This window comes from Algoriphagus marinus, from assembly GCF_001936475.1.
Lineage (GTDB): Bacteria > Bacteroidota > Bacteroidia > Cytophagales > Cyclobacteriaceae > Algoriphagus > Algoriphagus marinus.
Genome location: NZ_MSPQ01000001.1, coordinates 221,192 through 247,029, shown reverse-complemented (window position 1 = coordinate 247,029; position 25,838 = coordinate 221,192). Strand labels below are relative to the sequence as shown.

Here is a 25,838-nt window from a genome sequence, read left to right as displayed (position 1 = left end):
TCTGATTCAAAACTACCAATAGCCTTCTCGCTGGCCCTTTTTATTAGACCAACAAGGTAGTAATGGCGATCAGTTGTGAGATTCTTCCGATGAATGGAAGGCTAATTTTTAAAAAATAGAAAGAGAGGCTCTCAGTAAGACAAAAAAATAGGGAAGCTTTAGACTTCCCTTTATACTCGTACCATTAATTCTAATAATTTTTCTTGCTCTCTTTTTTAGCGGCCTTATCGGCTCTTTTTTCTTTCAGGGTTTTGGTAGCCTTGGTTTTGTCGTCCTTAGGTTTACCTTCTGGTTGCTTTGCCATGAATTATGGATTAAATGAGAAAAGGATAAAATCATCCGCTTTCTTCTCCATCGGATTAAAAGAAAGTTAGTGATTTAAATCTGGAACAGAAATCTGCAGTACCAAGTTTTTTAGAGCAATATCATCTTATTATTGATGGTGTGGGGAAGACTGCAGATGCTCATGAATAAGATCCCTTCCAAAATCCCCATCAAAATCCCTCCATACAGTATGTATGTGATTTGCTTTATTTTGAGAGTTGTCAAATTCCACCAAGAATGATTTACCCTGTATTCTGTAATAATGAGCTGATCCTAGGTTTAAAGCACCAACCCACCCAAAATATATATCGCTTAGATCTTCCTCCATTATTTTATTCCTCCTTTCGATTGCCGATTTCTTAGGCATGGTATTCAAGTATTCATCAATCAACCGCATCAATTTCTTTTGCTGTTCTACGTCCAATTCTGAATACTGAATCCCCACTGGCGCAAAAGGATCTACTTTTGGAATATTGAAGGAGACAATATCTTTGAATGACTCCTCTTGAAAAATAGCTTTCTGCTTTTGCCCTTCTGAAAATGAGTTGATCAAATCAAATCCTAAATCTTCCTCTTCTTGAAGTGTCCTATCACCCTTTCTTGGACCTTCTGGTATCATTGCCGGATTTGCCCCTAAGAATCGTGGAGTGCTAGAAACCTTGCCGTCCACAACAGTAAAATTCAAGGATACATGATGCCCTTCAAATGACATCGCCCAGACTTGGTCCTTTGTGGGATCACCATAAAAAGTGGTAAAATATTTCCCTGGATCACGCATGATTGAATCACCTGAAATAGTGCGCAATACGTCTTCCAGTCCTTTAATTTTTTCAACTTTTTCATAACCGGATTTCGAAAGAAAAGTAAGCATGAGTTTTTCAAGTTTGTCCAGTTGGAGACTATTTAGCTCATCAAGAGGAATTCCTTCACGCAAAAACATGGTGCTTGGAAAAAAATGCCAATCCAACTTTCTCTGATCTTCAAAATCCAAGACTGCTTTCTTACGCTGTTCTGGGCTTAGAGAATCAATAAAATCGGATGTGGGATCACTTTTTTCAATCCTTTGAAAAGCAAAAGCTATCAGCAGCAGGATTGGAATTAAAATTATTAAAGCCTTTTTCATTTCTTCTTGGGTTTATCAAAATGATGGAAGGGACAATCAGATTAAAAAAATATTTTTTTTAATCTACTCATAATAAAGCAAAAAGCCTCCGATTTTAATAATCGGAGGCTTAAATAATTAACCTGTATTTATCAAAAAGGATATTTGCCCTTCTCAATCATATAGTCAGCAATTTGTCTTCTAAGCGTCTTGGTATCAACCAAATCTGCCTTTGTGTATCGCTTTAAACCCATCAGCATAACTTTCTGCTCATCCCCTTTGGTGAAACTACCAATGGCCTCTTTCGCTGCCATGGCAATTTTGTCTACAGCTTCAGAAAGGTAAACCTGAGCCATTGCGATTTGATTCTTGCAAGCAGCTTCCCCATTCATTCCCACCAGCTTTTCAGCTCGGAGAAGTGCAGATTCTGAGGCATAGATTTCAATCATCACATCCGCCAAGTTCATCATTACTTCCTGCTCATCCTCAATTTTATCCTGAAGAGCCATGGCTGCTTTTCCGCCTACCATTAGGAATACTTTCTTAAGCTTTTTCAATACATCTTTTTCTGCTGCGAAAAGCTCAGAAGTATCTATAGACTCAAAAGAAGGTACTCCTGTTAGCTCTGCTGATACAGCCATTGCCGGTTCGAAAAGATTAATCTCCCCTTTCATAGCACGCTTCAATAGCATCCCAACCATTAGCATTCTGTTGATTTCATTTGTTCCCTCATAAATACGAGCGATTCGGGCATCACGGTAAGCTCTTTCCATAGGAGCGTCTGCAGAATATCCCATTCCACCATAGACCTGCACACCCTGATCTACTACATAATCTAAAACCTCTGAACCATGAATTTTTGCAATCGCACACTCCATCGCAAAAGCTTCCACGCCTTTCAATTTTGCCTCTGTCTCATCCATTCCTCCAGCGATCAAAGAGTTGATCTGGTCTTCGATATCCTGACCTGCCCGGTAGCAAAGTGATTCCGTCACAAATGTCCTGGTTGCCATTTCAGCCAGCTTCGCCTTCACTGCGCCAAACGTATTAATGCTTACGCCAAACTGCTTTCTGTCTGTAGAATACTGAGTGGCAAGAGAAGTAACCGTACGGACTCCACCAAGAACGCCTGCCCCCAACTTCACACGTCCTATGTTCAAAATATTAACTGCGATCTTGAATCCATTTTGTCTTTCAGAAAGCATATTCTCAACTGGAACCGGGCAATCATTGAAGAATACCTGACGGGTAGACGAGCCTTTAATACCCATCTTTTTCTCCTCCTCATTCATGGTAATTCCACCAAATGTTTTCTCCACAATAAATGCCGTCAGATTTTTATCATCTTCAATTTTGGCGAAGACAATAAATAAATCTGCAAAACCAGCATTGGAAATCCACATTTTCTGACCGTTTAGCAAATAATGTTTGCCATCAGCAGATAGAGTTGCTTTGGTTTTACCGCTATTTGCATCCGAACCAGCATCTGGTTCTGTCAAACAATAACATGCTGCCCACTCACCTACCGCCAGTTTGGGAAGGTATTTTGACTTTTGAGCCTCATTTCCATAATACAAGATTGGAAGAGTACCTATACCTGTATGTGCTCCATAAGTCGTGGAAAAAGATCCTGCTGCACCGATAATGTCAGCAATTAACATCGAGGTGTTGAAGCTCATTCCCATTCCACCATATTGCTCAGGAACGGTAATTCCCAAAAGACCCAGATCTCCTGCCTTCTTAAAAATGGAAGGGACCAAATCTGGATTCTTCATACTGTCAATCTCCTCGATATTTGGAGTAATCTCAGTATCGATAAAGTCTTGGCAGGCCTGAGCCATCATTCGCTGCTCTTCTGTGAATTGCTCAGGGATAAAAATGTCACTTGAAAGGACGTCTTTAATGAGGAATTCTCCTCCTTGTGTTGATTTTGTTAGCGTTGCCATATTATTAATTTAAGATATTAGACAAGAGATGTAAGACTTAAGATCTAGTTCGATTTAGGGTCGAATTTAAGAATCAAGGCATACAGCATTTTTTGTATTTCGCTTATTTCAGATATTATAAAATCTGTTTTGTTGTATTCAGTAAATTTTAATTCTAAGCTAACATAGAGTTGAGTTTCCAGTTCGCAAATTGAACCATGAGCTACACCAAGAAAATGCACAAATTCATTATTTGTTCTTCTTCCTCCGCCTTCTGCAATATTTGAAGGGACAGAAATAGAAGCTCTTCGCATCTGGGAAATCAGGCCAAATCTTTCCTCATTAGGAAAATCGGCAGTGAGTTTATATATGTAAGCACATAGTTTAATTGCTTTTTTCCAGACAAATAATTCTTTGTAGTTGTGCATGATTGAAATAGCTGAAATGGAACAATCAAATTGACAGACTAGCGCTAGGTTTCAAGTCTAGCGTCTTATGTCTTGATACTTATTTCAATAATTCATAAACCCCTGCCACACCTTGACCACCACCTACGCAGGCAGTGACCATGCCGTATTTCTTGTTTTGTCTTCTCAGTTCGTTGAAAATCTGAACTGAAAGCTTTGCTCCGGTACATCCTAGTGGATGACCTAAAGCGACTGCTCCACCGTTCACATTGACGATATCAGGATTCATATCCAGTGCTTTTATTACCGAAAGTCCCTGCGCAGCAAATGCCTCATTAAGCTCGATTAATTCAATATCATTCAGTTTAAGTCCAGCCTGCTTCAAGGCTTTTGGAACGGCTTCTTTTGGTCCGATACCCATGATTCGAGGATCCACTCCAGCCACACTGTAAGACATCATTCTTGCTATTGGATCTAGATTCAATTCTTTGACCATTCGCTCAGACATCACTACGACAAAAGATGCTCCATCTGAAGTCTGAGAAGAATTACCTGCAGTGACTTGACCTCCATTTTTGAAAGCAGGTCTCAATCCCGCCAAAGCCTCCATTGTAGTTCCAGCTCTTGGACCCTCATCAGTATCTACGATGTATTTGCGGGTCTTCTTTTTCCCTTTTTCGTCTAGGTAAGTTTCCTCCACCTCCACTGGAACGATTTCATCTTTGAATTTTCCAGCGGCAATTGCTGCCAAAGCTTTCTCATGAGACTTTACAGAAAATGCATCTGCTTGTTCTCTTGTGATTTCATACTCTTTGGCCAATTCTTCTGCAGTCAATCCCATGCTTAAATAATAAGAAGGATGCTCCTTAGCAATTTTCCAGTTCAATGCGGTTTTATATCCCATCATCGGAACTAAGGACATGGACTCTGTACCCCCAGCGATAATGCAGTCAGCCATTCCTGCCTTGATTTTTCCTACTGCCAATGCAATAGCTTCAAGTCCAGATCCACAATAACGGTTGATGATAAACCCTGGATTATCAATCCCAAGAGCTAAAAGTGAAATCATTCTGCCCATTTGCATTCCTTGCTCTGCTTCCGGGACTGCATTACCCACGATCAGATCATCGACCATTTTAGTCTCTAGACCAGGTGTATTTGCAATCAAATGCTTAATGACATCTGCAGCCAAATCATCAGGGCGATAGAATCTAAAGCCTCCTTTTTTTGCTTTACCTACCGCTGATCTATATCCATTGATTATATATGCTTCCATTGTTTTTTTTAATTTTTGGTAATTGGATTTTGAATTACTTGAGTCCTTAGTTTCTAAGTGGTTTACCTTTAAAAAGAATGCTGTGAATTCGTTCCAAGGTTTTCTTTTCTCCGGTCAAACTCAAGAATGCCTCCCGCTCGAGATCCAATAAATATTGCTCGGAAACCAAGGTTGGAGAAGATAAGTCTCCTCCAGACATCACCCAAGCAAGTTTTCTAGCAATCAATGCATCATGCTCTGAAATGTAAGCGCCATAGCGCATACCGGTGATCCCTGCTTCAAATAGTGCCAGCGAAGTTTTTCCCAATACTTTAATATTTGTTTGCTGAATCGGCTGCGTATATCCTGATGCGTGTAGATCCAAAACCTTAGCTTTTGCCTCTGCTAATTGGCGTTTCCTATTGATCGTGATCCCATCATCTTTTCTCAAGTAACCCAATGCTTTTGCCTCTTCAGCTGAAGTGGAAACTTTCGCAGTAGCAATATTCATGAAGTATTCCTGAAGTTGATTTACTTCCACATCTCCTTCAATCGTCCTGTTTGAAAATCTCAAGGTCATTTCCTTGGTTCCACCACCGGCAGGAATCAATCCTACTCCAACTTCAACCAATCCCATATATAATTCAGCATGTGCCTGAATATGGTCAGAATGGAGTGACAATTCACAACCACCACCCAAAGCCATATTGTGTGGAGCGACTACCACAGGAATTGATGAGAAACGTGCTCGCATCATGGTATTTTGGAATTGCGCAATCATCATATTGATCTCATCAAATTCCTGATCACCTGCAAACATGTATAGCATTGCTAAATTGGCACCTGCAGAGAAATTTCCTCCTTCATTTCCTATTACTAATCCTTTGTAGGATTTTTCTGCCATGCTAATCGCGGTATTAATTCCCTCAATGACTTCTTGTCCCATCGAATTCATCTTGGAATGAAATTCCAATCCGATCACCTCATCACCCATATCATAGACAGAAGCTCCGGCATTACCCCAGATTTTCTTTCCAGCTGATTTCAGGGTATCCAAAATGATGAAATCTTCGATACCAGGTATCTCTACAAAAGACTTGGTGGGAATATCATAGTACATCTTTTTTCCACCATCTACTTTGTAAAAAGACTCATGGCCTGCATCAAGCATTTCGTGAACCCATTTAGCTGCAGGTTCTCCAGCTGCTTCCATTTTTTCAACAGTTTCTCGAACTCCTAATGCATCCCATGTTTCAAATGGTCCGAGCTCCCAACCAAATCCTGCGCTAACTGCTTGATCAATTCGATACAGTTCGTCTGAAATCTCAGGAATTCGGTGAGCACAATATTTGAATAGATCGTAAAAAGAGGCTCTATAAAACTCACCTGCACGATCATCAAAATTCACCAGGAACTTGATTCGTTTCTTTAAGTCTTCAATTTCTTTGGAAGCTTCGAGTGCTTTGAATTTTGGTTTTTCAACAGGCTTGTATTCGAAGGTATTGAAATCAAGTTCTTTGAGCTCTTTGGTTCCATCTTTATGACGGATCATTTTGAAATAACCCTGACCGGTTTTATCTCCAAACCACTTGTTATTGTAAAGAACTTCAACAATTTTGGGAAGCTTGAATTTATCTCTTGACTCATCATGTGGCAATGCCTTGTAAAGATTGTTAGCGACATTTACAGTCGTATCCAGCCCGACAACATCCATGGTTCGGAAAGTTGCTGATTTTGCTCTTCCGATTACTGGGCCTGTCAATTTATCTACTTCGGAAACGCCAAAACCCATTTTTTCGATGGCGTGCATTCCAGAAATAATCGCATATACTCCAATTCTATTGGCGATGAATGCTGGTGTATCTTTACACAGGACGGTTTCTTTTCCTAGGAATTTGTCTCCATATTCCATCAAGAAATCGATGATTTCTGGATTTGTCTTTGGACCAGGAATGATCTCCAATAATCTCAAATATCTCGGAGGATTGAAAAAGTGGGTACCTGCAAAATTCACCTGAAAATCTTCACTTCTCCCTTCACACATCAAGTGCATTGGAATTCCTGAAGTATTTGAAGTGATCAAAGTTCCTGGCTTTCTATATTTTTCAACTTTTTCAAAAAGCTGTTGCTTAATATCCAAGCGCTCTACTACAACTTCAATTACCCAATCGTAATCTTTGATTTTTGAAAGATCATCATCAAAATTTCCTGTTGTGATTCTAGACGCAAATGTCTTATCGTAGATCGCTGATGGATTTGACTTCAATGTGTTTTGAAGTGCAGTCTCAACAATTCGGTTTCTTACTAATGGACTTTCTTTCGTAAGTCCTTTCTTCTGCTCTTGTTCGGTAAGTTCAAAAGGAACGATATCCAATAAAAGTACCTGAATGCCAATGTTGGCAAAATGACAGGCGATTCTGGATCCCATTACTCCTGAGCCTAAAACGGCAACTTTTTTAATGGTTCTTTTCATGTGTTTATAATTTTTCTATTTGGCCACATGGAATCTCACATTTCGAATAATCATCCCACTGTGTGACGTTATCGTCATGCTCGATTTCATCTGTATATAATTTGTTTTTTAAAGGTCATATGGAATCTCGCATCCGATATAATCATCCCTGTGTGTGACTGTATAGTTATGCTCGATTTCATTTTTTGGGTTTTGATAGTCTATGGCTTGATGCCGTCTAGTTTAAAATTCTATAATTGCTTTTTGCAGATCAATATTCTTTTCAGTTTGTACTTGATCTATTACACCTTGGATTTTTTGGAAAACGGAGAAAAATACATTCAATTCTTCCTGAGATACAACTGACCTCACTTGTTCGTTGAATTCTCGAATTGTATTTATAGATCTTTCTTTTTTTCGTTTCCCTTCTTCAGTGAGGTAAATCCTAACAGAACGCTTATCTACCAGATCGGGTTTTTTGAAAATAAGACCCTTTTCCTCCATGGTTTTCAGCATTCGAGTGAGGCTTCTGGTTTCCAATCCAATCTGAGGAGCAATTTTGGTTGCTGGCGTTCCCTCTTTAGAATTAATATTAATCAACACAAAACCAATTGCAGTAGTAAAACCTTCTTCAGCAGCCTGCTGATTGTACATGCGGGATATTGCATGCCATGAGCTTTTAATATGGTAATCGACTGTTTCTTCGCGCTTCATTATTTAATAATCCTTGGATTTTTAGTCTTCTAATTTAGAAAAAATATTGTATGCATGCATACTAAATAAGAAAAAAGTTATGCATGCATCACAAATAAAAAGTTGAATTTATCTAAAAAACAAAATACTCTCCTTTCAAATATGCTTGAAAAGAGAGTATTCAGAATAAATTAAAGATAAAACAAGAAAATCAGAATAAAGTACTCTTTTTGATCAGGATCAAATTATGAATACTAATAATCAAATTGGCAAACAGATGAATTAACCTTGATAAATTCCTTCAATTTCTGTTTCATATTTTTGATGAATTACCTTTCGTTTAAGTTTCATGGTAGGAGTCAATTCACCGGTTTCAATTGACCATGAATTCCTTAGTAGTTTATAACGCTTTACCTGTTCCCATTTTGCAAAGAACTTATTTGCATTCTCTACTTCACGATCATATTTCTCAATGATTTCAGGTTTTTTAATCATTTCATAATCTGTGGTATAAGGGATTCCTTTATGCTTACAATATTCTTTTAACCCTTCGAAACTTGGGACAATCAAAGCAGCCGGATAATTTCTGTTTTCACCAATGACTACTAGTTGATCAATCAAGCTTGACTCCTTAAACTTATTCTCCATTACCTGAGGCGCTACGTATTTTCCTCCGGAGGTTTTAAACATTTCCTTTTTCCGATCGGTAATCCTTAAATAAGGGCCATCTAGCTCTCCAATATCTCCGGTATGGAACCAGCCATCTTTTAATGCTTCGGCAGTTAATTCAGTCTCTTTGTAGTATCCTTTCATCACATTTGGTCCTTTGACCAAAATTTCTCCATCTGAAGCAATTTTAACTTCAATATCCTCAATGAGTTTACCTACCCATCCGATTCTAATTTCTTCGAAATTACAGATGGAAGCGGAAATCACGGGAGAAGTCTCTGTCAATCCATAACCCTCGCAAACTTTTATTCCTGCAGCCCAAAATACTCTAGCTAATCTGGGTTGCAATGCAGAGGCTCCAGAATTAATCTGTAATACCTCTCCACCCAAGGCCTCTCGCCATTTACTGAATATTACCTTATTTGCAAGCTTGAGTTGGAAATCATACCAACCTCCCATTGATTTTGCAGGATCATATTTCAGCCCAAGATTTAACGCCCAGAAAAATAAACTCTTTTTTATCCCGGTTAATTCATAGCCTTTAGCTACAATCTTATCATAAATTTTTTCCAGTAATCTAGGTACAGTATTAAATATATGAGGCTTAATTTCTTTGAGGTTTTCACCAATGGCCTCCATGCTTTCTGCATAGTATACAGAGTAACCCATGACCATATAGGCAAAAGAAGCAGATCGCTCATAAATGTGACAAAGAGGTAAGAAACTTAAAACACGAGATGTGCCTTTTTCAGGTGTAAAAATTTTTCCAACCTGAAGAACATTCGAAAGTACATTATGATGCGTTAGCATTACTCCTTTTGGCCTTCCTGTGGTTCCACTGGTATAGATTATAGTAAATAAATCATCGGGCTTAACTGCAGCCTTGGAATTTTCAAGAACCTGTAAATCTCCACCTGCCCCCTTTTCAACAAATTCATAAAATGGTATTGTCCCGGCAATGTTATCAAAAGAAACAATCACTCGATCTCCTGATACAACTTTAGCTTTATCAAAGATTTCCTGATCACCAACGAAAATCATTTTTACTTCAGCATGGTCGAATATGTATTCATAATCGGAAGAAGTAATAGTCGGATACATTGGAACCGATATTCCACCCATTTGCTGCAAAGCGATATCAACAAAATTCCATTCAGGGCAATTGTTAGAAATCAGAGCTACTTTATCTCCTGGTTGAATTCCATGCTCAATAAATGCCAAGCTCAGTTTATCTACGATCTCTTTGACTTTTCTTGAAGAAAAGTTTGTCCAAGATCCATTCTCCTTTTTTGCCAATGCTATTTCCTTATCAAAATTAGCAATCTGATAAGGTATAAGATCAAATAATCGGGTTAATTCCATTCTTAGGTTAGTTTGGGATGATATTTAATATTACCAAAGCAAACTCGAAAAACAAAGGTTTATCCACAGCTCTTATTTATAATAGTTGAAATAAGATTTTTTAAAAAAATTCCTTTTATTATTATTAAGACTGTGGATTTGTTGAAAACATTGTTTTTTGTAATTGTCCACGTTTTTAATTGCTTTTTATCTGTATTCCCACTTCTTATCAAGATCTTTTCCACATTTAAGTAATTGAATATCTGTTTTTTACTTGATAATCTAATTTTTCGTGGATTTCGAAGGGTTTATATCTGTTGATTATTTGATTGTTGATTACTTGATTTTATTATGTGTATAAAACTGTAGATATCCCCAATTAAGATGGGTTGTTCATTTTCTATAATTTCATTGTTGGTAACTCTTGTCTTTATTTATTTAAGCATGAAGATATCCACACCTGATTCGTTACTTATTCACAACAAGGATTTTTCAATTTTTGCCTGTTTTGGGACTTGCTTTTATGATTTGATCCGGTACGGTCCAGCCAGCTCTAATCGTTATGTCTTGGCTGTTTTCTTCATCTAAAAAATAGAATACTTGTTCAGCTAAGCGGTTTTCTGAAAAATTGGCAGGGTCCCATCTTTTGTTTCCATTTGAATCTGCGATTACTCTTATTTGATAGATACCTGCTTCGACAAGTCTGAAAGAAAACGTATTCCCATTATTGATGAATTCCTCTCGCTTGATTTCATTTTTATTGATGAGTTGGACTATAAATGGTCCTTCTGCACCATCTATGCTTCCTGATATTTCATCAGCAAGCTCTTCAAGCCTCAATTTTTTATAGTTTGCTTTGAGTTCTTTCTCATTGTAAACACCTTCTATGTCCAAGAATGTTGAGTCCTTTGCATTCAATGTGAATATTTGCATTGGTATTGAGTCTGGAATCGTCATGTTAATCCTCATTTTATCCATTCTCATTGAATCAATAAATGAAATCATGGTAGGTATGATTTGAATGACTGATGCTGTATCATAAGATAGGTACAGTGAGTCGTAAAGTATGGATTGGAGAGGTTTATTAAAGGTTAATTCCATAGCTAATTCCCTATAGAAGCTTTTACCTGAGTTAGGGCTGATGGTTAACTCATCCTTTCTTCTTTCTGATTCTTCAAACTTTGCATAGATCAATGAATCTGTTCTATTTCCTACAGAATCTTTGAGTGAAATTTTTGTTGCAATGCTGTCTGCTAATGCTTCTTTGGCATAAAGCTTTATTCTTTTATCTCCTTCCGTGTAAAATATTTTTTGGCCTAAACCTGCTGACTCTATGCTTATCTCCACAGGTGTTTTATTATAGATAATGTCGTAGCCTCTTGCGTTTGTTGATGATCTTAATATTCTGATAGGCGTCTGATCACCTTTGGACAAATTGAAGTTTATATCTTCAATATTTTGATCTATTGTTATTGTATCTGGTAAAAAATCGAATGATTCAGATTTAAATTCTGCCTTAAGAGAATTGTTATCATCTTTCCAAGCATATGCTCTATAGTCTCCAGATTTGATGTTGGTGATCTTGAAATTTCCAATACTGTCTGCTTGTGTTAAATAGTAAGGTGGTGCAGTAAAAACATCAGTTGTATCATTTGAAGGATATAATCCTACTATGATATCTTCGTATGGAGCCCTTGGGTCTGGAAAATAAATGTTTGTTTTTCCGGAAAAAGTAAGGCTATCTATGGTTGTACCTGTAGAGAAAACAAGCTTTAGATTTTCAGCGGAATTACCTTCGGAAAGATCTTGAATAGACTTTTGAAAATTGAAAACATAAGTTGTACTATCCTCTAATTCCTGATTAAGTTCTATAATTACTGAATTTTTCAAAGCTGAAATTATAAGCTCATCTTTATTGATTCGGGGGGTGATTATGATGTTTTTATTAGCATTATCAAGTTTGATGTATTCGTCGAAAACAAGGGTAATTTTTTCTGGCTTAATATTTAAGGATTCGTTCTTGGGGATTAATTCGAGCAAAACAGGTGGGTCTTCATCCCTTGGGCCACCCAATGGGGTGCTTTGCTTTGCGCAAGATGATATTAATAAGATTAGTATAAATAAAGGTAAGTATCTCACTTCTTTTTGAAAATGTAAAGGTTACTAGAATAATTGGAGCCTTGGGTTTTTGCAAGACTATTTGATTTGTATCCAGTTTTTATTGCTTTCCAGTATTTTGATAGCATTGAGGTTTGTGGAGCCTTATATCCCTCTGATAAGAGAGATACATAATAACTGTCAAAAGGCATCTTCTTCTGATCAATCAATTCAAGGTCAAAGATTTCTTGGAAGGATTCGATAGATTTTGGAGTGAAGTGGTAAAGATGCCTTGGTACATCCCAACCTGCCCACTTTTCACGGTATACTTCCGCATCAAAGCTTGCTGGATTTGGCACAGCAATAATTATATAACCATTTGATTTTAAGTGTTTTATAATCTTTTTTACCGTTTTTCTTAACTCATGTACATGTTCTAGAACATGAAACATAGTAATTAGATCAAATCGATCATTTTTATTTAGTCCGTCTAAATTTGAATGAATCTGATTTTCTAGTTTAGTTAATGCTTGTTCTTTTGCTTTTGTATTGGGTTCTATGCCGGTTACCTTCCAACCCTTTTGCTCTGCCTGATAAATAAACTCTGCTGTACCACAGCCAAAGTCAAGAAGACTTCCTTTTTTTGGTTTTAATTCTGTAAGTAGTGAGATTTTTCCCTTTATAGCAATTGATCTTATCTTGTTATAAATGTATTGAGTAATTCCTTTTGGTGAATCATTGTGAGAATAGTATTCAGGAAAATCATAATACTTGGATATTTCCTCTTGGGTTGGTCTAGGGTTGGTAAAAAGAATATCACAGGAAGTACACTTACATATAATAAAAGACTCTTTGCTAACTGCATGGTCAATTACCTCTTTTGAGTTAAGAAAAAGCCCACTTTTGCAGAGTGGGCATTTTGTAAGCCTTTCTATCATTTTATCTTCCTAAATAAACCGTGATGATGGATAAGTCTGCTGGGGAAACTCCACTGATACGGGAAGCTTGACCGAGTGTTTCTGGCCTTACTTTGCTCAGTTTTTGTTTTCCTTCTGCCGATAGTGCGGTGATAGCGAGATAGTCAAATTGTATAGGAATCCTATAATTCTCCATGTTGCTTAATTTCTCAACCATCTGCTGCTCCTTATCGATGTAGCTATCGTATTTAATTTGAATTTCTGCTTGCTCTAATTCATCTTTGGCATACTTACTCAGGTACACAGATGTTTCTGAATCTATTTTCATTAAATCTTGAATACCAATTTGAGGTCTCTTAAGCAATTGTTCAAGAGAAACCTTTTCTTTAATGGTTGCAGAATTTAATGATTCTAAGCCTGCATTGAAAATGATTGGTTCTGCTTTTTTCTGCTTTAGATCATTGATTAATCGGGCTGTATTTTCTTTTTTGATTATTACTTTCTCCAATCTTTCATCTGAGGCTAATCCGATTTGATGACCCATAGGAGTCAGTCTTAAATCAGCATTGTCCTGGCGAAGTAATAATCTGAATTCAGCTCTTGAAGTAAACATTCGGTACGGTTCTTCTGTACCTTTGTTAATCAAGTCATCAATCAAGACACCGATGTAAGCATCGGATCTTTTAAGCAAAAATGGATCTTTTTCTTGTACTTTAAGTACAGCATTTATTCCTGCGATTAGGCCTTGAGATGCAGCTTCCTCATATCCTGTTGTACCATTTATCTGTCCTGCGAAGTACAGATTTTCAATCAGCTGTGTTTCTAATGTTAATCGAAGTTGAGTTGGTGGAAAGAAATCATATTCTATCGCATATCCAGGTCTAAACATTTTAGCATTTTCAAATCCAGGGATTTGTCTCATTGCCTTATACTGGATATCCTCCGGAAGTGATGTTGAAAACCCATTGATGTACATTTCTACTGTATTCCATCCTTCTGGTTCTACGAATATCTGATGACGATCACGCTCTGCAAATCGATTGATTTTGTCTTCTATAGATGGGCAATATCTTGGACCTAATCCTTGAATTCTTCCATTAAACATTGGAGATCGATCAAAACCCTCTTCTAAACTCGAATGAACAGCCTTGTTGGTATAGGTAATCCAGCATGTTCTTTGTTCTTTTAATGGGGTTGTGCTATCGTCATAGCTGAATTTTTCAGGTTTTTCATCACCGTACTGAACTTCCATTTTGGAATAATCCAAACTTCTGCCATCTACTCTTGGTGGAGTTCCTGTTTTCATTCTACCGGACTCGAAGCCTAACTCTACCAACTGTTCAGTTATACCTTTTGATGCTGATTCCCCTGTTCTGCCACCTCCGAATTTCTTTTCTCCAATATGAATTATCCCATTTAAGAATGTACCATTGGTTAAAACAACTGATTTTGATCTTATTTCAATTCCAATCCCTGTCCTTACTCCTACTGCTCTGCCATCTTTGGTTAGTATTCCTGTAATCATTTCTTGCCAAAAATCTACGTTTGGAGTCTGTTCTAGCGCAAGTCTCCACTCTTCCGCAAACTTCATTCGGTCGTTTTGACTTCTTGGCGACCACATTGCAGGACCTTTTGAACGGTTTAGCATTCGGAATTGAATCATAGATTTATCTGAAATAATTCCAGACATTCCTCCTAGCGCATCAATTTCTCGCACAATTTGGCCTTTTGCTACCCCTCCCATGGCGGGATTGCAAGACATTTGTGCAATAGTGTTCATGTTCATTGTACATAAAAGGACTTTGGCCCCGATCTTTGCTGCTGCATGTGCAGCTTCACATCCGGCATGTCCCGCTCCGACAACTATAACATCATATATTGGAAACATTTTCTTTTGTCTTTACTGTTCCACGTGAAACACGTAGTCTTATTATAATTTCTTATTTAACTGTTTCACGTGGAACAGTTAATTTTTTTATATAAGGATATTGCAAACTCTTCTTTCTCTCGCATCTTTTTAGATTCGCTACTTGTTTTGTCTTTATATCCCAATAAGTGGAATAAGCCATGACTCAGCACCCTGCTTAATTCTGTTTCTTGATCTACTTTGTGATCTTTCGCATTTTCTTTAACCCGATCAATACTTATATATATATCGCCTTCTATTTTTCCAATATGTTCCGAATTGTCAAATGTGATTATATCTGTATAAGTATCATGATCTAGATATTGTAAGTTTATTTTATGCAGATATTCATCTGAGCAGAAAATGTAATTTAAATCTAGAATTTTATAGGATTCAAGGGATGTGATTTCTTTTAGCCATTCCTTCCGTTTGAGTTTTTGCTTAACTTGGAATGATGTGTCTTCAGAAAAAAAATTTATTGCCATCTTAAATCATGTAAAAAGATAAAATTGTCTTTTTTCCATTTTCTTCAAATTTCACATCATCAGATAAATGTTTTATTAAGAAAATTCCCCTGCCTCCAGTTTTCTCAATGTTTTCCGGTGCAGTTGGATCTTTTAATTCATTGGAATCAAAACCAATACCTTCATCCTCAATAGTGAATTTTAGAGTGTCATTTTCCACATTTAATTCTAAATGGACTAGTTTATTTTTGTCATTTTGATTTCCGTGAATTATAGCATTGCTGATGCATTCTGTCACTGAAATCATGATGTTTCCATAGATATCATCGTTTATCTCAAAGCTTTCTTTGGCATTGTCAATGAAACTCTCAATTATTTTTATGTTCTCTATTAAAGAAGGAATTGAAATTTTTATAGTCTTCATCATGATTATATGGAAAAACCTGTTGCTTGTTGTCTAATTTTTAATCTATTTCTAGAAGTATTGGGCAGTGATCTGAATGTTTTGCTTCTGGCAAAATTACAGCTCCTTTTAATCTGTTTTGCATTTCACTAGATACCATATGATAATCAATCCTCCACCCAAGATTCTTCGCTCTTGAATTTGCTCTGTAACTCCACCAGGTATATTGGTGAGGGTTTGGGTTGAAATGTCTGAAACTATCAATGAATCCTAGATCAGTGAACTGATCCATCCAAGCCCTTTCTTCAGGTAAGAATCCTGAACTGTTTTTGTTTGATATTGGATTGTGAATATCAATTGCTTTATGGCAAATGTTATAATCTCCGCTAACGATTAGATTTGCATTCTCTTTTTTCAAATCTTGCAAATACCCAGAAATGTCATCCAAAAATTCATATTTGAAGGTTTGCCTTATGTCTCCGGTAGTTCCTGATGGAAAATAAGATGAGATAAAAGAGAAATCTTCAAACTCCGCCTGAATTAACCTACCCTCATCGTCGTATTTTGATAATCCCATTCCGTATTTAATGGACTTTGGTTTTATTTTAGTCAAGATTGCCACTCCGCTATATCCTTTTTTCACTGCTGGATACCAATATAATTCATACCCTAAGTCTTCAAATATAGTTGGGTCAATTTGATTTAATTCTGCTTTAACCTCTTGTAAACCAATGATATCTGGGTTTTCTTGCCTTAACCAATCCACAAAGCCTTTATTCATAGCGGCCCTGATTCCATTGACATTATATGAGATGATTTTCACCTTTTAGTTGATTTCTATTTGATACTCTTTTTCAAAATAATCTAAAACTTGGATTTTCAGGAGCTTCTCTTGATCTAATAGATCAAAATGTGGTAACTCCTTTATTAAATTCCAATGCGGCCAACCGTCTTGATCGATGAAATCAAGTTCGTAAAATCCTGCTAAACTTAGGACTTTGCAGACAGCAATATGTAATAAATCTTGTTTTTGCTCTTTACTGAACGTTTTGGTTCCTTGTCCAAGCTCTTGAACCCCTATAAGAAAGAGAACGCCATTTAAGTCTGCAGGTTTTTTTCCAATGGTTTCTTTTAAGCCATCCAGCAATTTTCCCCAGCGTTTTTCCAGTTCAAGATCTTTTTTCATTGATTTACTTTTTCTAATTCCTCCCAATATTCAGTCGCCCTTCTCAAATGAGGTATTACAATTGATCCTCCAATAAGTGTTGCAATAGAGAAAACTTCAAAGATTTCTTCCTTATTTATTCCCACTTCGTGGCATTTTCCCAAATGATACTTGATACAATCATCACAACGGAGAACCATTGAACATGCCAAACCAATCATTTCTTTGGTTTTTACTTCCAGCTCACCAGCAGCATAGGCGTTTGTGTCTAGATTAAAAAACCTTTTAATTACTTTGTTATCTGCAGCTAGAATACTTTCATTCATTTTGCTGCGGTACGCATTGAATTCCTCTATAAGATTCATTAAATTAACTGTTTAGGAAATTGTAGGATGCAAATATACCACCTATTTGTCCTTAGGAGTGTACAACAAGCCTTTTTAGCAATGCGTTTATTTTTAATAAAAGATTTTCTGGATTTGATATTCCCTAGGAATTGTGATTTGTGTGGTCAAACCCTTTTTGATCGAGAAAATTGCCTCTGTTCTGTATGTATTGGCCTTTTACCTGTTACGAGTTATCATTTAAGGGGTTCTGATAATGACCTTATTGATAAAGTTCGAGGATTGAGTCGAATTGAACTCGCCATGGCTTTTCTGAAATTCACCAAAGAAGGTAAAAGTCAGCAGCTTCTTCATCAATTAAAATATAGAAATAAGCCTCAGTTGGCCCAAGAGCTTGGTGTTTTGTACGGCAGAATATTAGTAGAAAGCCAATTAAAAAATCGCTGGAATGTGATTGTTCCTGTGCCTCTCCACCCTTTAAAGTTAAAACGGAGAGGGTATAATCAAAGCGAGGAATTTGGAAAAGGCTTAAGTAAAGAATTAGGAATACCTCTTCAGAATCTATTGGAACGTGAAAAATATACGGAAACCCAAACCAAAAAAAGTAGATTGGAACGAATGTCAAATGTTGATGATGTTTTCCGATTTTCGGATGGCAAAAATATTGATAATCAGTCGATAATGCTTGTAGATGATGTCATGACTACCGGTGCTACGCTTTGTGCCTGCGCAAATGAGCTCTTGAGAAATAAGGCAAAAACTGTAGATTTGATCACTTTAGCAGCAGGAGGAAAAATATGACAAACATTGACATCGAGCATTTGAAGTTTCCGATAGGAAAATTCTCAGTACCAGAAACCATCACTTCCAATCAAATTCAAGAATCAATAGAATATTTGAGGGATTTTCCCTCGTATCTAGCTGATTCGGTAATTAAAATGTCTGAAACACAATTAGACATGGCATATAGACCTGGAGGATGGACGATCAAACAAGTGATTCACCATGTCGCAGACAGTCATATGAATGCCTTTAGTAGATTCAAATTGGCCTTGACGGAAGATAATCCAACGATCAAGCCCTACGATGAAAGCGCTTGGGCAAATCTCGCTGATGCCTCTCTTGCTATAGATTCTTCTATGGCAATCATCAAAGCCGTACATTTTAAGTGGGTCGTATTACTTCAATCCATGACTAATGAAGACTTCCAGAAAACATATTTTCACCCAGAAAAAAAGAGAAGCCAAACATTGGCGGAAGTTACTTTGATGTATACTTGGCATTCCAAGCATCATTTGGCACATGTACATCTTCCAAGTTTAAGTGAAGGGAAATTTTGATTTTTTTCAAGTTCAAGTGAAAATAAAGAACTCCAACTGACTGGAATAGCCAAAGTCAATAGAATCCAACTAATCCCAAAGGGCTGAATATGAATATTTCTCTCAATAATCAACTGATCCTTGTAACTGGTGCCTCAAGAGGTATTGGTAGAGCTATTGCGAAACAGCTTTCTGAATCTGGAGCAAAAGTGATAATTCATTATAACCGCAATCAAAAAGAAGCGGAATTACTTTTATCAGAAATGAAAAATGAAGCAATCCTTGCCCCATGTAACCTATCTGATCCCTTGAAAGTAAAAGGCTTTATTCCAAGGTTAGTAGAAAAATATGGCTTTATCTCAGCCATAGTAAATAATGCGGGAATTTCTAGATCAGCTCCGGATACGCTTCCTACCTCCGAATGGCTCCAAATCTGGGATGAGACCATGGCGGTAAATACGACTTCACTGGCGATATTATGTAAGGAGTTTGTGGATCAGGCTAAATCAAAAAATAGTGGGAGAATTGTCAATATTTCTTCTCGAGCAGCATTTAGAGGTGATACGACAGACTACATCGCTTATGCAGCTTCAAAAGGAGCTATTGTAAGCATCACCCGGACTATAGCTAGGCATTATGGCAAACTTGGAATAAAGGCTTTTGTAATTGCACCGGGTTTCACTCGGACTGACATGGCCGATGAGATCCTATCTGAATACGGTGAAGAGTTTGCTTTAAATGATATTGCTCTTCCAGAGCTTACTAGACCTGAGGATATTGCACCTATGGTAACTTTATTATGCTCGGGTCTTGCAGATCATGCTACTGGAGCGACAATTGATATAAATGCGGGATCATACGTCCACTAAACCCCATGGAAAAAGAAGAATTTAGAAAAAGAGCACACGAATTGGTGGATTGGATGGCTGATTATCTTATTCAGAAAGAAAATTATCCGGTTACTCCGCAGATCCAACCTAGAGCTATTTTTGATCAAATTCCTGATTCTGCACCTGAAAAGGGAGAGTCATTTGATGCCATCTTAGAAGATTTTAAAGAGATCATCGTCCCTGGGATGACTCACTGGCAACATCCTGCTTTTTTCGGATATTTTCCTGCAAATAATTCTGAACCTTCGATTCTAGCAGAAATGCTTATGTCCACCCTTGGTGCTCAATGCATGTCTTGGTTGACTTCGCCGGCTGCCACTGAGTTGGAAGAACGAGTATGTGACTGGATTCGAGATGCCAAAGGCATTGATAAAACCTGGAAAGGGTGTATTCACGATACTGCAAGCACAGCCACGCTTAGCGCTTTATTGGCGGCTAGAGAAAAGGCAACCAACTATCAAATCAATGAAAATGGATTTCAGGGTAATGAAAAATTTCGGGTTTACTCCTCTTCGCATGTGCATTCCTCAATTGATAAGGCACTAAAAATAGCAGGGATTGGATTGAATAATCTGGTGAGAATCCCTGTTGATGAAAATTTTTCAATGATTTCAGAGGAGTTGGAAAAAGCTATTTTAGAAGACTTGGAAAACGGTTTTCATCCACTTTGTGTTGTCTCTGCCTTGGGAACTACCAGTTCTACCGCTGTGGACCCGATTGATAAAATCTCCCAAATCACTCAGAAATATAAGATTTGGCATCACATAGATGCGGCATTTGCAGGAACAGCTTTGATCTTGCCTGAATTCCAAGAATTAATCAAAGGACACGAACTCGCAGATAGCTATGTGTTCAATCCACACAAGTGGATGTTCACAAACTTTGACTGCACGATCATGTACTTAAAAGAGCCGAGGTATTTAGTCAACACATTTTCCATGACTCCGGAATATTTGAAAACCAAATTAGATGAGGAAGTGAATAACTACCGAGATTGGGGGATTCCGTTGGGAAGAAGGTTTAGAGCATTGAAATTATGGTTTGTAGTTCGGTCCTATGGGCTGCAGGGTTTGAGAGAAAAGTTGAGAATCCATCTTTTACTTGCTCAGAAAGCCAAATCTTGGATAAAGGATGAGGATAAACTGGAAATTTTGGCTCCGGTAAATTTCAACACCATTTGTTTTAGATATTTTTCAGAAGGTCTTTCTCTAGAAAAAGAAAATCAAATCAATGAGGCTTGGATGAATCAAGTGAATGCCACTGGAGAAGCTTTTTTTTCGCATACCAAACTAAATGGAAAATATGTGATTAGATGGGTTATTGGTCAAACTGACGTTACCGAAAAACATATCCAAAAAGCATGGAGTTTATTGTTAGAGCAATTACAACAAACTTTATCCAAACAATAACCCATGTCCAAAAGAGCTAATTCAGATTCGGTTTTTACCCCTGAGTTGCTTCGAATAATCAAGATTTTTGGGGTAGTCTCCTTGGGACTCGTTCTTATTTTGTCCTTTTTTAATGAACGCCGAGCAAATAATACCGGGCAGGATCAAAGTTTCGTGATGACATCTGCTAATAGGATGTATTTTCAGAATGTCAAAGCAATCCAGTATGATCGAGAACTCCGTCGAGACGCAGGAATGACTGTTTACAGGCATAAAAAGCGGATCCTTGAGGAGAATAATCCGACTATTGGTTTGATGATTATTCTGAATCCGACAAAAGATGAAGCATACATTTATTTGGAGCCAATAAACTTGAATTGGCCAATAACACTAAGAATTATTTCTAGCGAAAAGCCAAAAAGCTACACTTTTGAAAATGGCAACAAATCAGATCACTTGCACTATTTTCAAATTTTGAAACCGGCCATTGAAGCTGGAAACTTGATAGAAATACAAACAAGTTCGGGGTGGAATCCAATTTGGTCCACACCTAAAGAAAAGGAAGCACTAAACGCAATCTTGGAAGATTTTCAAAATCTGACAGACTAATTCTCAAACTATGACCGCACAAATGAATTCAAAATTGGCAGTTTTCAAAAAAATGATAGGCCAAAAACTTACTAATACGCCTTCTCCTGCAGGAAATTGGCTTGCTGGAACACTTTTAGAAATAGATTATGGCTATTCAAAATTAGAGTATGAAGTTAGAGAAGAGTTTTGTAACCCGGGAAGGATTTTGCACGGAGGAATTTCTTCTTTGATGCTCGATGATGTGATTGGACTAGCAAATTTTTCTTTGGGGTCTGAGTATCTAATGAGTTCAATCAATTTGAATGTAGATTTTCTTTCATCAGTCAATTTTGGCGAGAAAGTACAGGTAGAAGCAAAATTAATCCGTTTAGGATCTAACCTAAATCATTGGGAAGCCGTAATCACAAAAGGTTCTGGAAAAATCGTAGCTAAAGCAAGCAGCAATATGATCAAGACTCATGTGAAGCTAATTGATCTAGGACTCTAATAGATTTGACATAATAAACTTTATACAAATGAAAAAAACTCTTCTCATTGCCTTATTTGGACTATTTACTATATCCGCTTTTTCTCAAACCACTGTATCTTTTCACCAAAGCAACCTCCCTTTCATTGGAGTGAATTATCAGTTTGGTGAACGTTTTATCCCTGAATTTAGAATAGGTACTGACCAATTCTTTGAGAATATTTCTTTGGAATTAGCCGGAAATTATATTTTAAAAAATGAGGAGAGATATGAGTTTTATGCAGGACTGGGAGTTAGAGTTGGGAGTTTTGAAGGGCTAGTGGTCCCGGTTGGATTGAATATTTACCCTTTTGAGCAGAAAGATTTTGGCTTTCATATCGAAGGAGCGCCAATAATCGGATTTAATGACAGCTCATTATTTAGAGGTTCTTTTGGAATCAGGTATCGATTCACTAAGAACTAAAACTGCTCCATTTTTACCATCAAATCCCAGACTGCGATTCCTAAAGTGACTGAAATATTTAAGGAGTGTTTGGTCCCCAGTTGTGGTATTTCCAGCACGTGATCGCAGGCTTTAAGAACTTCCTCTTCTACTCCAAAAACCTCATTTCCAAAAATCAAGGCATATTTTTTGGCTGTGTCTGGCTTAAAGTTTTGAAGCATTACGGATCGATCCACTTGCTCTAAGGCACAATTGATGTACCCTTCAGTTTTAAGCTTCTCAAGGGCTTCAGTTGTGTTCGAAAAGTATTCCCATTCCACAGATTCTGTAGCTCCAAGAGCGGTCTTTTGTATGTCTCGATGTGGTGGTGTACCCGTGATGCCGCAGAGGTATATTTTTTCTACACGAAATGCGTCTCCGGTCCGAAAAGCCGAACCAACATTGTTCAGACTTCGGATATTATCTAAGACCAAAACTATTGGCGACTTTTTTACTTCCTTGAATTCCTCAATTGAGAGCCTTTCGAGCTCTTCCATGCTTAATTTTTTCATCCCTTTTTGTTCTCCTATTTGAATGCCGTATTTTCAGGCTTAAATCACCAGAATTTTTTACAAACACAAAAGTAAGCATATCCCGATGAGTAGGTCCAAAGACGGAAACGAAACCCCATTGATGAAACAATACAATGCGATCAAGGCAAAACACCCTGGAGCATTGTTACTTTTTCGGGTTGGGGATTTTTATGAAACTTTTGGAGAAGATGCGATCCGTGCCAGTAAGATTCTCGATATCGTTTTGACAAAACGGGCAAATGGAGCAGCTTCACATATCGAATTAGCAGGTTTTCCACATCATTCTCTGGATACTTACCTTCCAAAATTAGTTAGAGCAGGCAACCGGGTAGCTATTTGCGATCAGTTGGAAGACCCAAAATCTGTGAAAGGAATTGTCAAGCGTGGCGTGACCGAATTGGTTACCCCTGGTCTTTCATTCAATGATCAAGTTTTAGATACCAAAAAAAACAATTTCCTTGCTTCGATTTATTTTGGGAAAGATGTTCACGGAATCGCCTTTTTAGACCTCTCTACCGGAGAGTTTATGTGTGCTGAAGGGAAACTCCCCTATTTGGAAAAGCTAATTCAAAGCTTTGCCCCAGCAGAAATCATATATTCTAAAGCAGCTAAAAAGACTGCCACGGAATTATTGAAAAATGAGTTTATCACTTTTCATTGTGAAGATTGGGTTTACCAATATGATTTTACCTACGAAAAATTAAAGAGTCATTTTGGAACTGCAAACCTTAAAGGATTTGGAATAGAAGAACTACAATCGGGAACGATCGCTGCTGGCGCTATTTTATATTATTTGGAAGAAACCGAACATAAGGAGATCCAGCATATTTCAGCCATTTCCAGAATTGCTGAAGAGAAATATGTCTGGTTAGATAAGTTTACCATTCGGAATCTGGAACTGGTTTTTCCACAGCATGATGGAGGAGTTCCTTTGATTCAAGTCTTGGACCAAACGGTGACTCCAATGGGTTCAAGAATGATGAAGAAGTGGCTTGTACTTCCTTTGAAAGAAAAAGGAATGATTGAGGAGCGGTTAAATGTGGTTGACTTTTTTTACCAAAATCCAGCCCTTATTGAAGAAATCATCAGCCCTATGAAATTAATAGGTGACTTGGAGCGATTGATTTCGAAAGTGGTGGTTGGTCGTGCAAACCCCAGAGAAATCAATCAGATCAAAAGAGCCCTTAAGGTTACTCTTCCGATAAAAGAACTTTTGAAAGTCCAGAAAAACCCTACGCTAAAAAAACTCTCTGATCAACTGCATCCCTGTGAGTTTCTACTGGAAAAAATTGAAAAGGAACTGAAAGAAGATGCGCCAATGCTAACGCATCAAGGGGGAATTATAAACGACGGAGTTGATGAGGAACTGGATGAATACCGTGGGCTAGCTACTTCGGGTAAGGATTTTCTAGTCCAAATTCAGCAGAGAGAGGTTGAAAAAACCGGTATTTCTTCCTTGAAAATAGCATTCAACAAAGTTTTTGGATATTATCTAGAGGTGACTCATGCCCATCGTGATAAGGTGCCTCAAGAGTGGATCAGAAAGCAAACGCTTGTCAATGCGGAGCGATATATTACTCCTGAATTGAAAGAATATGAAGAAAAGATTCTGAATGCAGAAGAAAAGATGGTCGGTATTGAGCAACGCTATTTTCAGGCCTTGGTACAGGAAGTAGCACAGTTTGTTACAGAAATTCAGCAAAATGCGAGAGTCTTGGGGACTTTGGATGCACTGCTTTCTTTTGCGCAAGTTGCCATACAAAACAATTACGCCAGACCTAAAATCTCTGAAACTGAAACCTTGGAAATAAAAGAGGGGCGTCATCCAGTCATCGAAAAGCAACTTCCTCCAGGAGAAAACTATGTTCCGAATGATATTTATCTGGATAATGATACCCAGCAAATTATCATCATCACCGGGCCAAACATGGCCGGTAAATCTGCTTTGCTTAGGCAAACAGCCTTAATTGTTCTGATGGCTCAAATGGGATCCTTTGTTCCGGCATCTTACGCCAGGATAGGTATCATTGATAAAGTCTTTACCCGGGTAGGCGCCTCTGACAATCTATCTAAAGGAGAATCCACCTTCATGGTTGAAATGACAGAGACAGCTAGTATTTTGAACAATCTCTCTGATCGAAGTCTGGTATTGATGGATGAAATAGGCAGAGGAACATCTACCTACGATGGTGTTTCAATAGCTTGGTCCATCGTAGAATATTTGCATAATCATCCGACTTTTAGGGCCAAGACACTTTTTGCGACTCATTACCATGAATTGAATCAATTAGCTTCAGATTTTCCAAAAATCAAAAATTTCAATGTATCGGTTAAAGAAGTAGGTGACAAGGTGATTTTCATGAGAAAGCTCAAAGCTGGCGGCAGCGAACATAGCTTTGGAATTCATGTAGCTCAAATGGCAGGTATGCCAAATCCCATTGTGCTCAGAGCTTCTGAGATAATGTCCCATTTGGAGCATGACAAATCGGTAAAGAAGAGCAAAGAAAACCTTAAATCAATACCCAAAAACAACTATCAGTTAAGCATGTTTGAGCTAGATCCAAAGTTCCAAGAGGCTAAAGAAATGATTGATAAAATTGATATAAACGCTATTTCTCCAATAGAGGCACTTTTGAAGCTGCACGAAATCAAAAAGAAAATAGAAGGCTGATTAGGTTCATTTTCCTTATATTTAATTTGTAAAAA

At 37.5% G+C, this 25,838-nt stretch carries 24 protein-coding genes; 8 read left to right on the top strand and 16 right to left on the bottom strand.

The window, feature by feature from the left end; all coding sequences use genetic code 11:
- Window positions 1-433 precede the first annotated feature (433 nt).
- The 15 genes from BVC88_RS01040 to BVC88_RS00970 form a co-directional block, all read right to left on the bottom strand.
- Window positions 434-1,447, bottom strand: a complete 1,014-nt coding sequence (locus BVC88_RS01040; protein ID WP_075348787.1) for a DUF3500 domain-containing protein — start codon at window positions 1,445-1,447, stop codon at window positions 434-436.
- A 131-nt stretch (window positions 1,448-1,578) separates the two neighbouring features.
- The gene (locus BVC88_RS01035; protein ID WP_075348786.1) at window positions 1,579-3,372 is read right to left on the bottom strand and encodes an acyl-CoA dehydrogenase family protein; all 1,794 of its coding nucleotides are present in this window, start codon (window positions 3,370-3,372) and stop codon (window positions 1,579-1,581) included.
- A 44-nt stretch (window positions 3,373-3,416) separates the two neighbouring features.
- A complete protein-coding gene (locus tag BVC88_RS01030) occupies window positions 3,417-3,779 on the bottom strand; it encodes a four helix bundle protein (RefSeq protein ID WP_075348785.1) in 363 nt (120 codons plus the stop codon).
- Window positions 3,780-3,858: 79 nt separating this feature from the next.
- On the bottom strand, window positions 3,859-5,034 hold the full coding sequence (locus BVC88_RS01025; RefSeq protein ID WP_075348784.1) for an acetyl-CoA C-acyltransferase: 1,176 nt from the start codon (window positions 5,032-5,034) through the stop codon (window positions 3,859-3,861).
- Between the two features lie 46 nt (window positions 5,035-5,080).
- The gene (locus BVC88_RS01020; RefSeq protein WP_075348783.1) at window positions 5,081-7,486 is read right to left on the bottom strand and encodes a 3-hydroxyacyl-CoA dehydrogenase/enoyl-CoA hydratase family protein; all 2,406 of its coding nucleotides are present in this window, start codon (window positions 7,484-7,486) and stop codon (window positions 5,081-5,083) included.
- A gap of 222 nt (window positions 7,487-7,708) precedes the next feature.
- Window positions 7,709-8,179, bottom strand: a complete 471-nt coding sequence (locus BVC88_RS01015; RefSeq protein WP_075348782.1) for a MarR family winged helix-turn-helix transcriptional regulator — start codon at window positions 8,177-8,179, stop codon at window positions 7,709-7,711.
- A 261-nt stretch (window positions 8,180-8,440) separates the two neighbouring features.
- Entirely contained in the window at window positions 8,441-10,189 is a 1,749-nt protein-coding gene (locus BVC88_RS01010) for an AMP-dependent synthetase/ligase (protein WP_075348781.1), read from the bottom strand.
- A 471-nt stretch (window positions 10,190-10,660) separates the two neighbouring features.
- On the bottom strand, window positions 10,661-12,307 hold the full coding sequence (locus tag BVC88_RS01005) for an Ig-like domain-containing domain (protein WP_075348780.1): 1,647 nt from the start codon (window positions 12,305-12,307) through the stop codon (window positions 10,661-10,663).
- Window positions 12,304-13,203, bottom strand: a complete 900-nt coding sequence (locus tag BVC88_RS01000) for a class I SAM-dependent methyltransferase (RefSeq protein WP_075348779.1) — start codon at window positions 13,201-13,203, stop codon at window positions 12,304-12,306. The genes BVC88_RS01005 and BVC88_RS01000 overlap by 4 nt, the downstream gene beginning before the upstream one ends.
- Before the next feature lies 1 nt (window position 13,204).
- Window positions 13,205-15,070: a tRNA uridine-5-carboxymethylaminomethyl(34) synthesis enzyme MnmG gene (gene mnmG, locus BVC88_RS00995; protein ID WP_075348778.1), complete on the bottom strand. Its 1,866-nt coding sequence runs from the start codon at window positions 15,068-15,070 to the stop codon at window positions 13,205-13,207.
- 65 nt (window positions 15,071-15,135) lie between these two features.
- Window positions 15,136-15,573, bottom strand: a complete 438-nt coding sequence (gene ybeY / locus BVC88_RS00990) for an rRNA maturation RNase YbeY (RefSeq protein WP_075348777.1) — start codon at window positions 15,571-15,573, stop codon at window positions 15,136-15,138.
- 1 nt (window position 15,574) lies between these two features.
- On the bottom strand, window positions 15,575-15,976 hold the full coding sequence (locus tag BVC88_RS00985) for an ATP-binding protein (protein ID WP_075348776.1): 402 nt from the start codon (window positions 15,974-15,976) through the stop codon (window positions 15,575-15,577).
- Window positions 15,977-16,016: 40 nt separating this feature from the next.
- Window positions 16,017-16,778, bottom strand: coding sequence for an exodeoxyribonuclease III (locus BVC88_RS00980; protein WP_075348775.1), 762 nt, complete (start codon window positions 16,776-16,778; stop codon window positions 16,017-16,019).
- Window positions 16,779-16,781: 3 nt separating this feature from the next.
- Window positions 16,782-17,141: a hypothetical protein gene (locus BVC88_RS00975; RefSeq protein ID WP_075349409.1), complete on the bottom strand. Its 360-nt coding sequence runs from the start codon at window positions 17,139-17,141 to the stop codon at window positions 16,782-16,784.
- Window positions 17,138-17,485, bottom strand: a complete 348-nt coding sequence (locus BVC88_RS00970) for a carboxymuconolactone decarboxylase family protein (protein WP_075348774.1) — start codon at window positions 17,483-17,485, stop codon at window positions 17,138-17,140. The genes BVC88_RS00975 and BVC88_RS00970 overlap by 4 nt, the downstream gene beginning before the upstream one ends.
- A gap of 81 nt (window positions 17,486-17,566) precedes the next feature.
- Between BVC88_RS00970 and BVC88_RS00965 the strand changes: the two genes are divergently transcribed.
- The 7 genes from BVC88_RS00965 to BVC88_RS00935 all read left to right on the top strand — a co-directional run bounded on the left by BVC88_RS00965 (window position 17,567) and on the right by BVC88_RS00935 (window position 22,581).
- Window positions 17,567-18,265, top strand: a complete 699-nt coding sequence (locus BVC88_RS00965) for a ComF family protein (protein WP_075348773.1) — start codon at window positions 17,567-17,569, stop codon at window positions 18,263-18,265.
- Complete coding sequence (locus BVC88_RS00960; protein WP_075348772.1) at window positions 18,262-18,804, top strand: YfiT family bacillithiol transferase; 543 nt, start codon at window positions 18,262-18,264, stop codon at window positions 18,802-18,804. Before BVC88_RS00965 ends, BVC88_RS00960 begins: the two co-directional genes overlap by 4 nt.
- An 89-nt stretch (window positions 18,805-18,893) precedes the next feature.
- Window positions 18,894-19,652 carry an SDR family NAD(P)-dependent oxidoreductase gene (locus tag BVC88_RS00955; protein WP_075348771.1) on the top strand — a complete coding sequence of 253 codons (759 nt, stop codon included), beginning with the start codon at window positions 18,894-18,896 and terminating at the stop codon, window positions 19,650-19,652.
- A gap of 5 nt (window positions 19,653-19,657) precedes the next feature.
- Complete coding sequence (locus tag BVC88_RS00950) at window positions 19,658-21,082, top strand: pyridoxal phosphate-dependent decarboxylase family protein (RefSeq protein WP_075348770.1); 1,425 nt, start codon at window positions 19,658-19,660, stop codon at window positions 21,080-21,082.
- Window positions 21,083-21,085: 3 nt separating this feature from the next.
- Window positions 21,086-21,670 carry a hypothetical protein gene (locus BVC88_RS00945; RefSeq protein ID WP_075348769.1) on the top strand — a complete coding sequence of 195 codons (585 nt, stop codon included), beginning with the start codon at window positions 21,086-21,088 and terminating at the stop codon, window positions 21,668-21,670.
- A 10-nt stretch (window positions 21,671-21,680) separates the two neighbouring features.
- Window positions 21,681-22,139, top strand: coding sequence for a PaaI family thioesterase (locus BVC88_RS00940; protein WP_075348768.1), 459 nt, complete (start codon window positions 21,681-21,683; stop codon window positions 22,137-22,139).
- A 28-nt stretch (window positions 22,140-22,167) separates the two neighbouring features.
- The gene (locus BVC88_RS00935; RefSeq protein WP_075348767.1) at window positions 22,168-22,581 is read left to right on the top strand and encodes a hypothetical protein; all 414 of its coding nucleotides are present in this window, start codon (window positions 22,168-22,170) and stop codon (window positions 22,579-22,581) included.
- Here the strand turns inward: BVC88_RS00935 and BVC88_RS00930 are convergent.
- Window positions 22,578-23,111: an RNA methyltransferase gene (locus BVC88_RS00930; RefSeq protein ID WP_075348766.1), complete on the bottom strand. Its 534-nt coding sequence runs from the start codon at window positions 23,109-23,111 to the stop codon at window positions 22,578-22,580. The genes BVC88_RS00935 and BVC88_RS00930 overlap by 4 nt on opposite strands.
- A gap of 85 nt (window positions 23,112-23,196) precedes the next feature.
- Here BVC88_RS00930 and mutS point away from each other — a divergent pair, with 85 nt between their 5' ends.
- Window positions 23,197-25,803, top strand: coding sequence for a DNA mismatch repair protein MutS (gene mutS, locus BVC88_RS00925; RefSeq protein ID WP_075348765.1), 2,607 nt, complete (start codon window positions 23,197-23,199; stop codon window positions 25,801-25,803).
- Window positions 25,804-25,838: the final 35 nt, after the last annotated feature.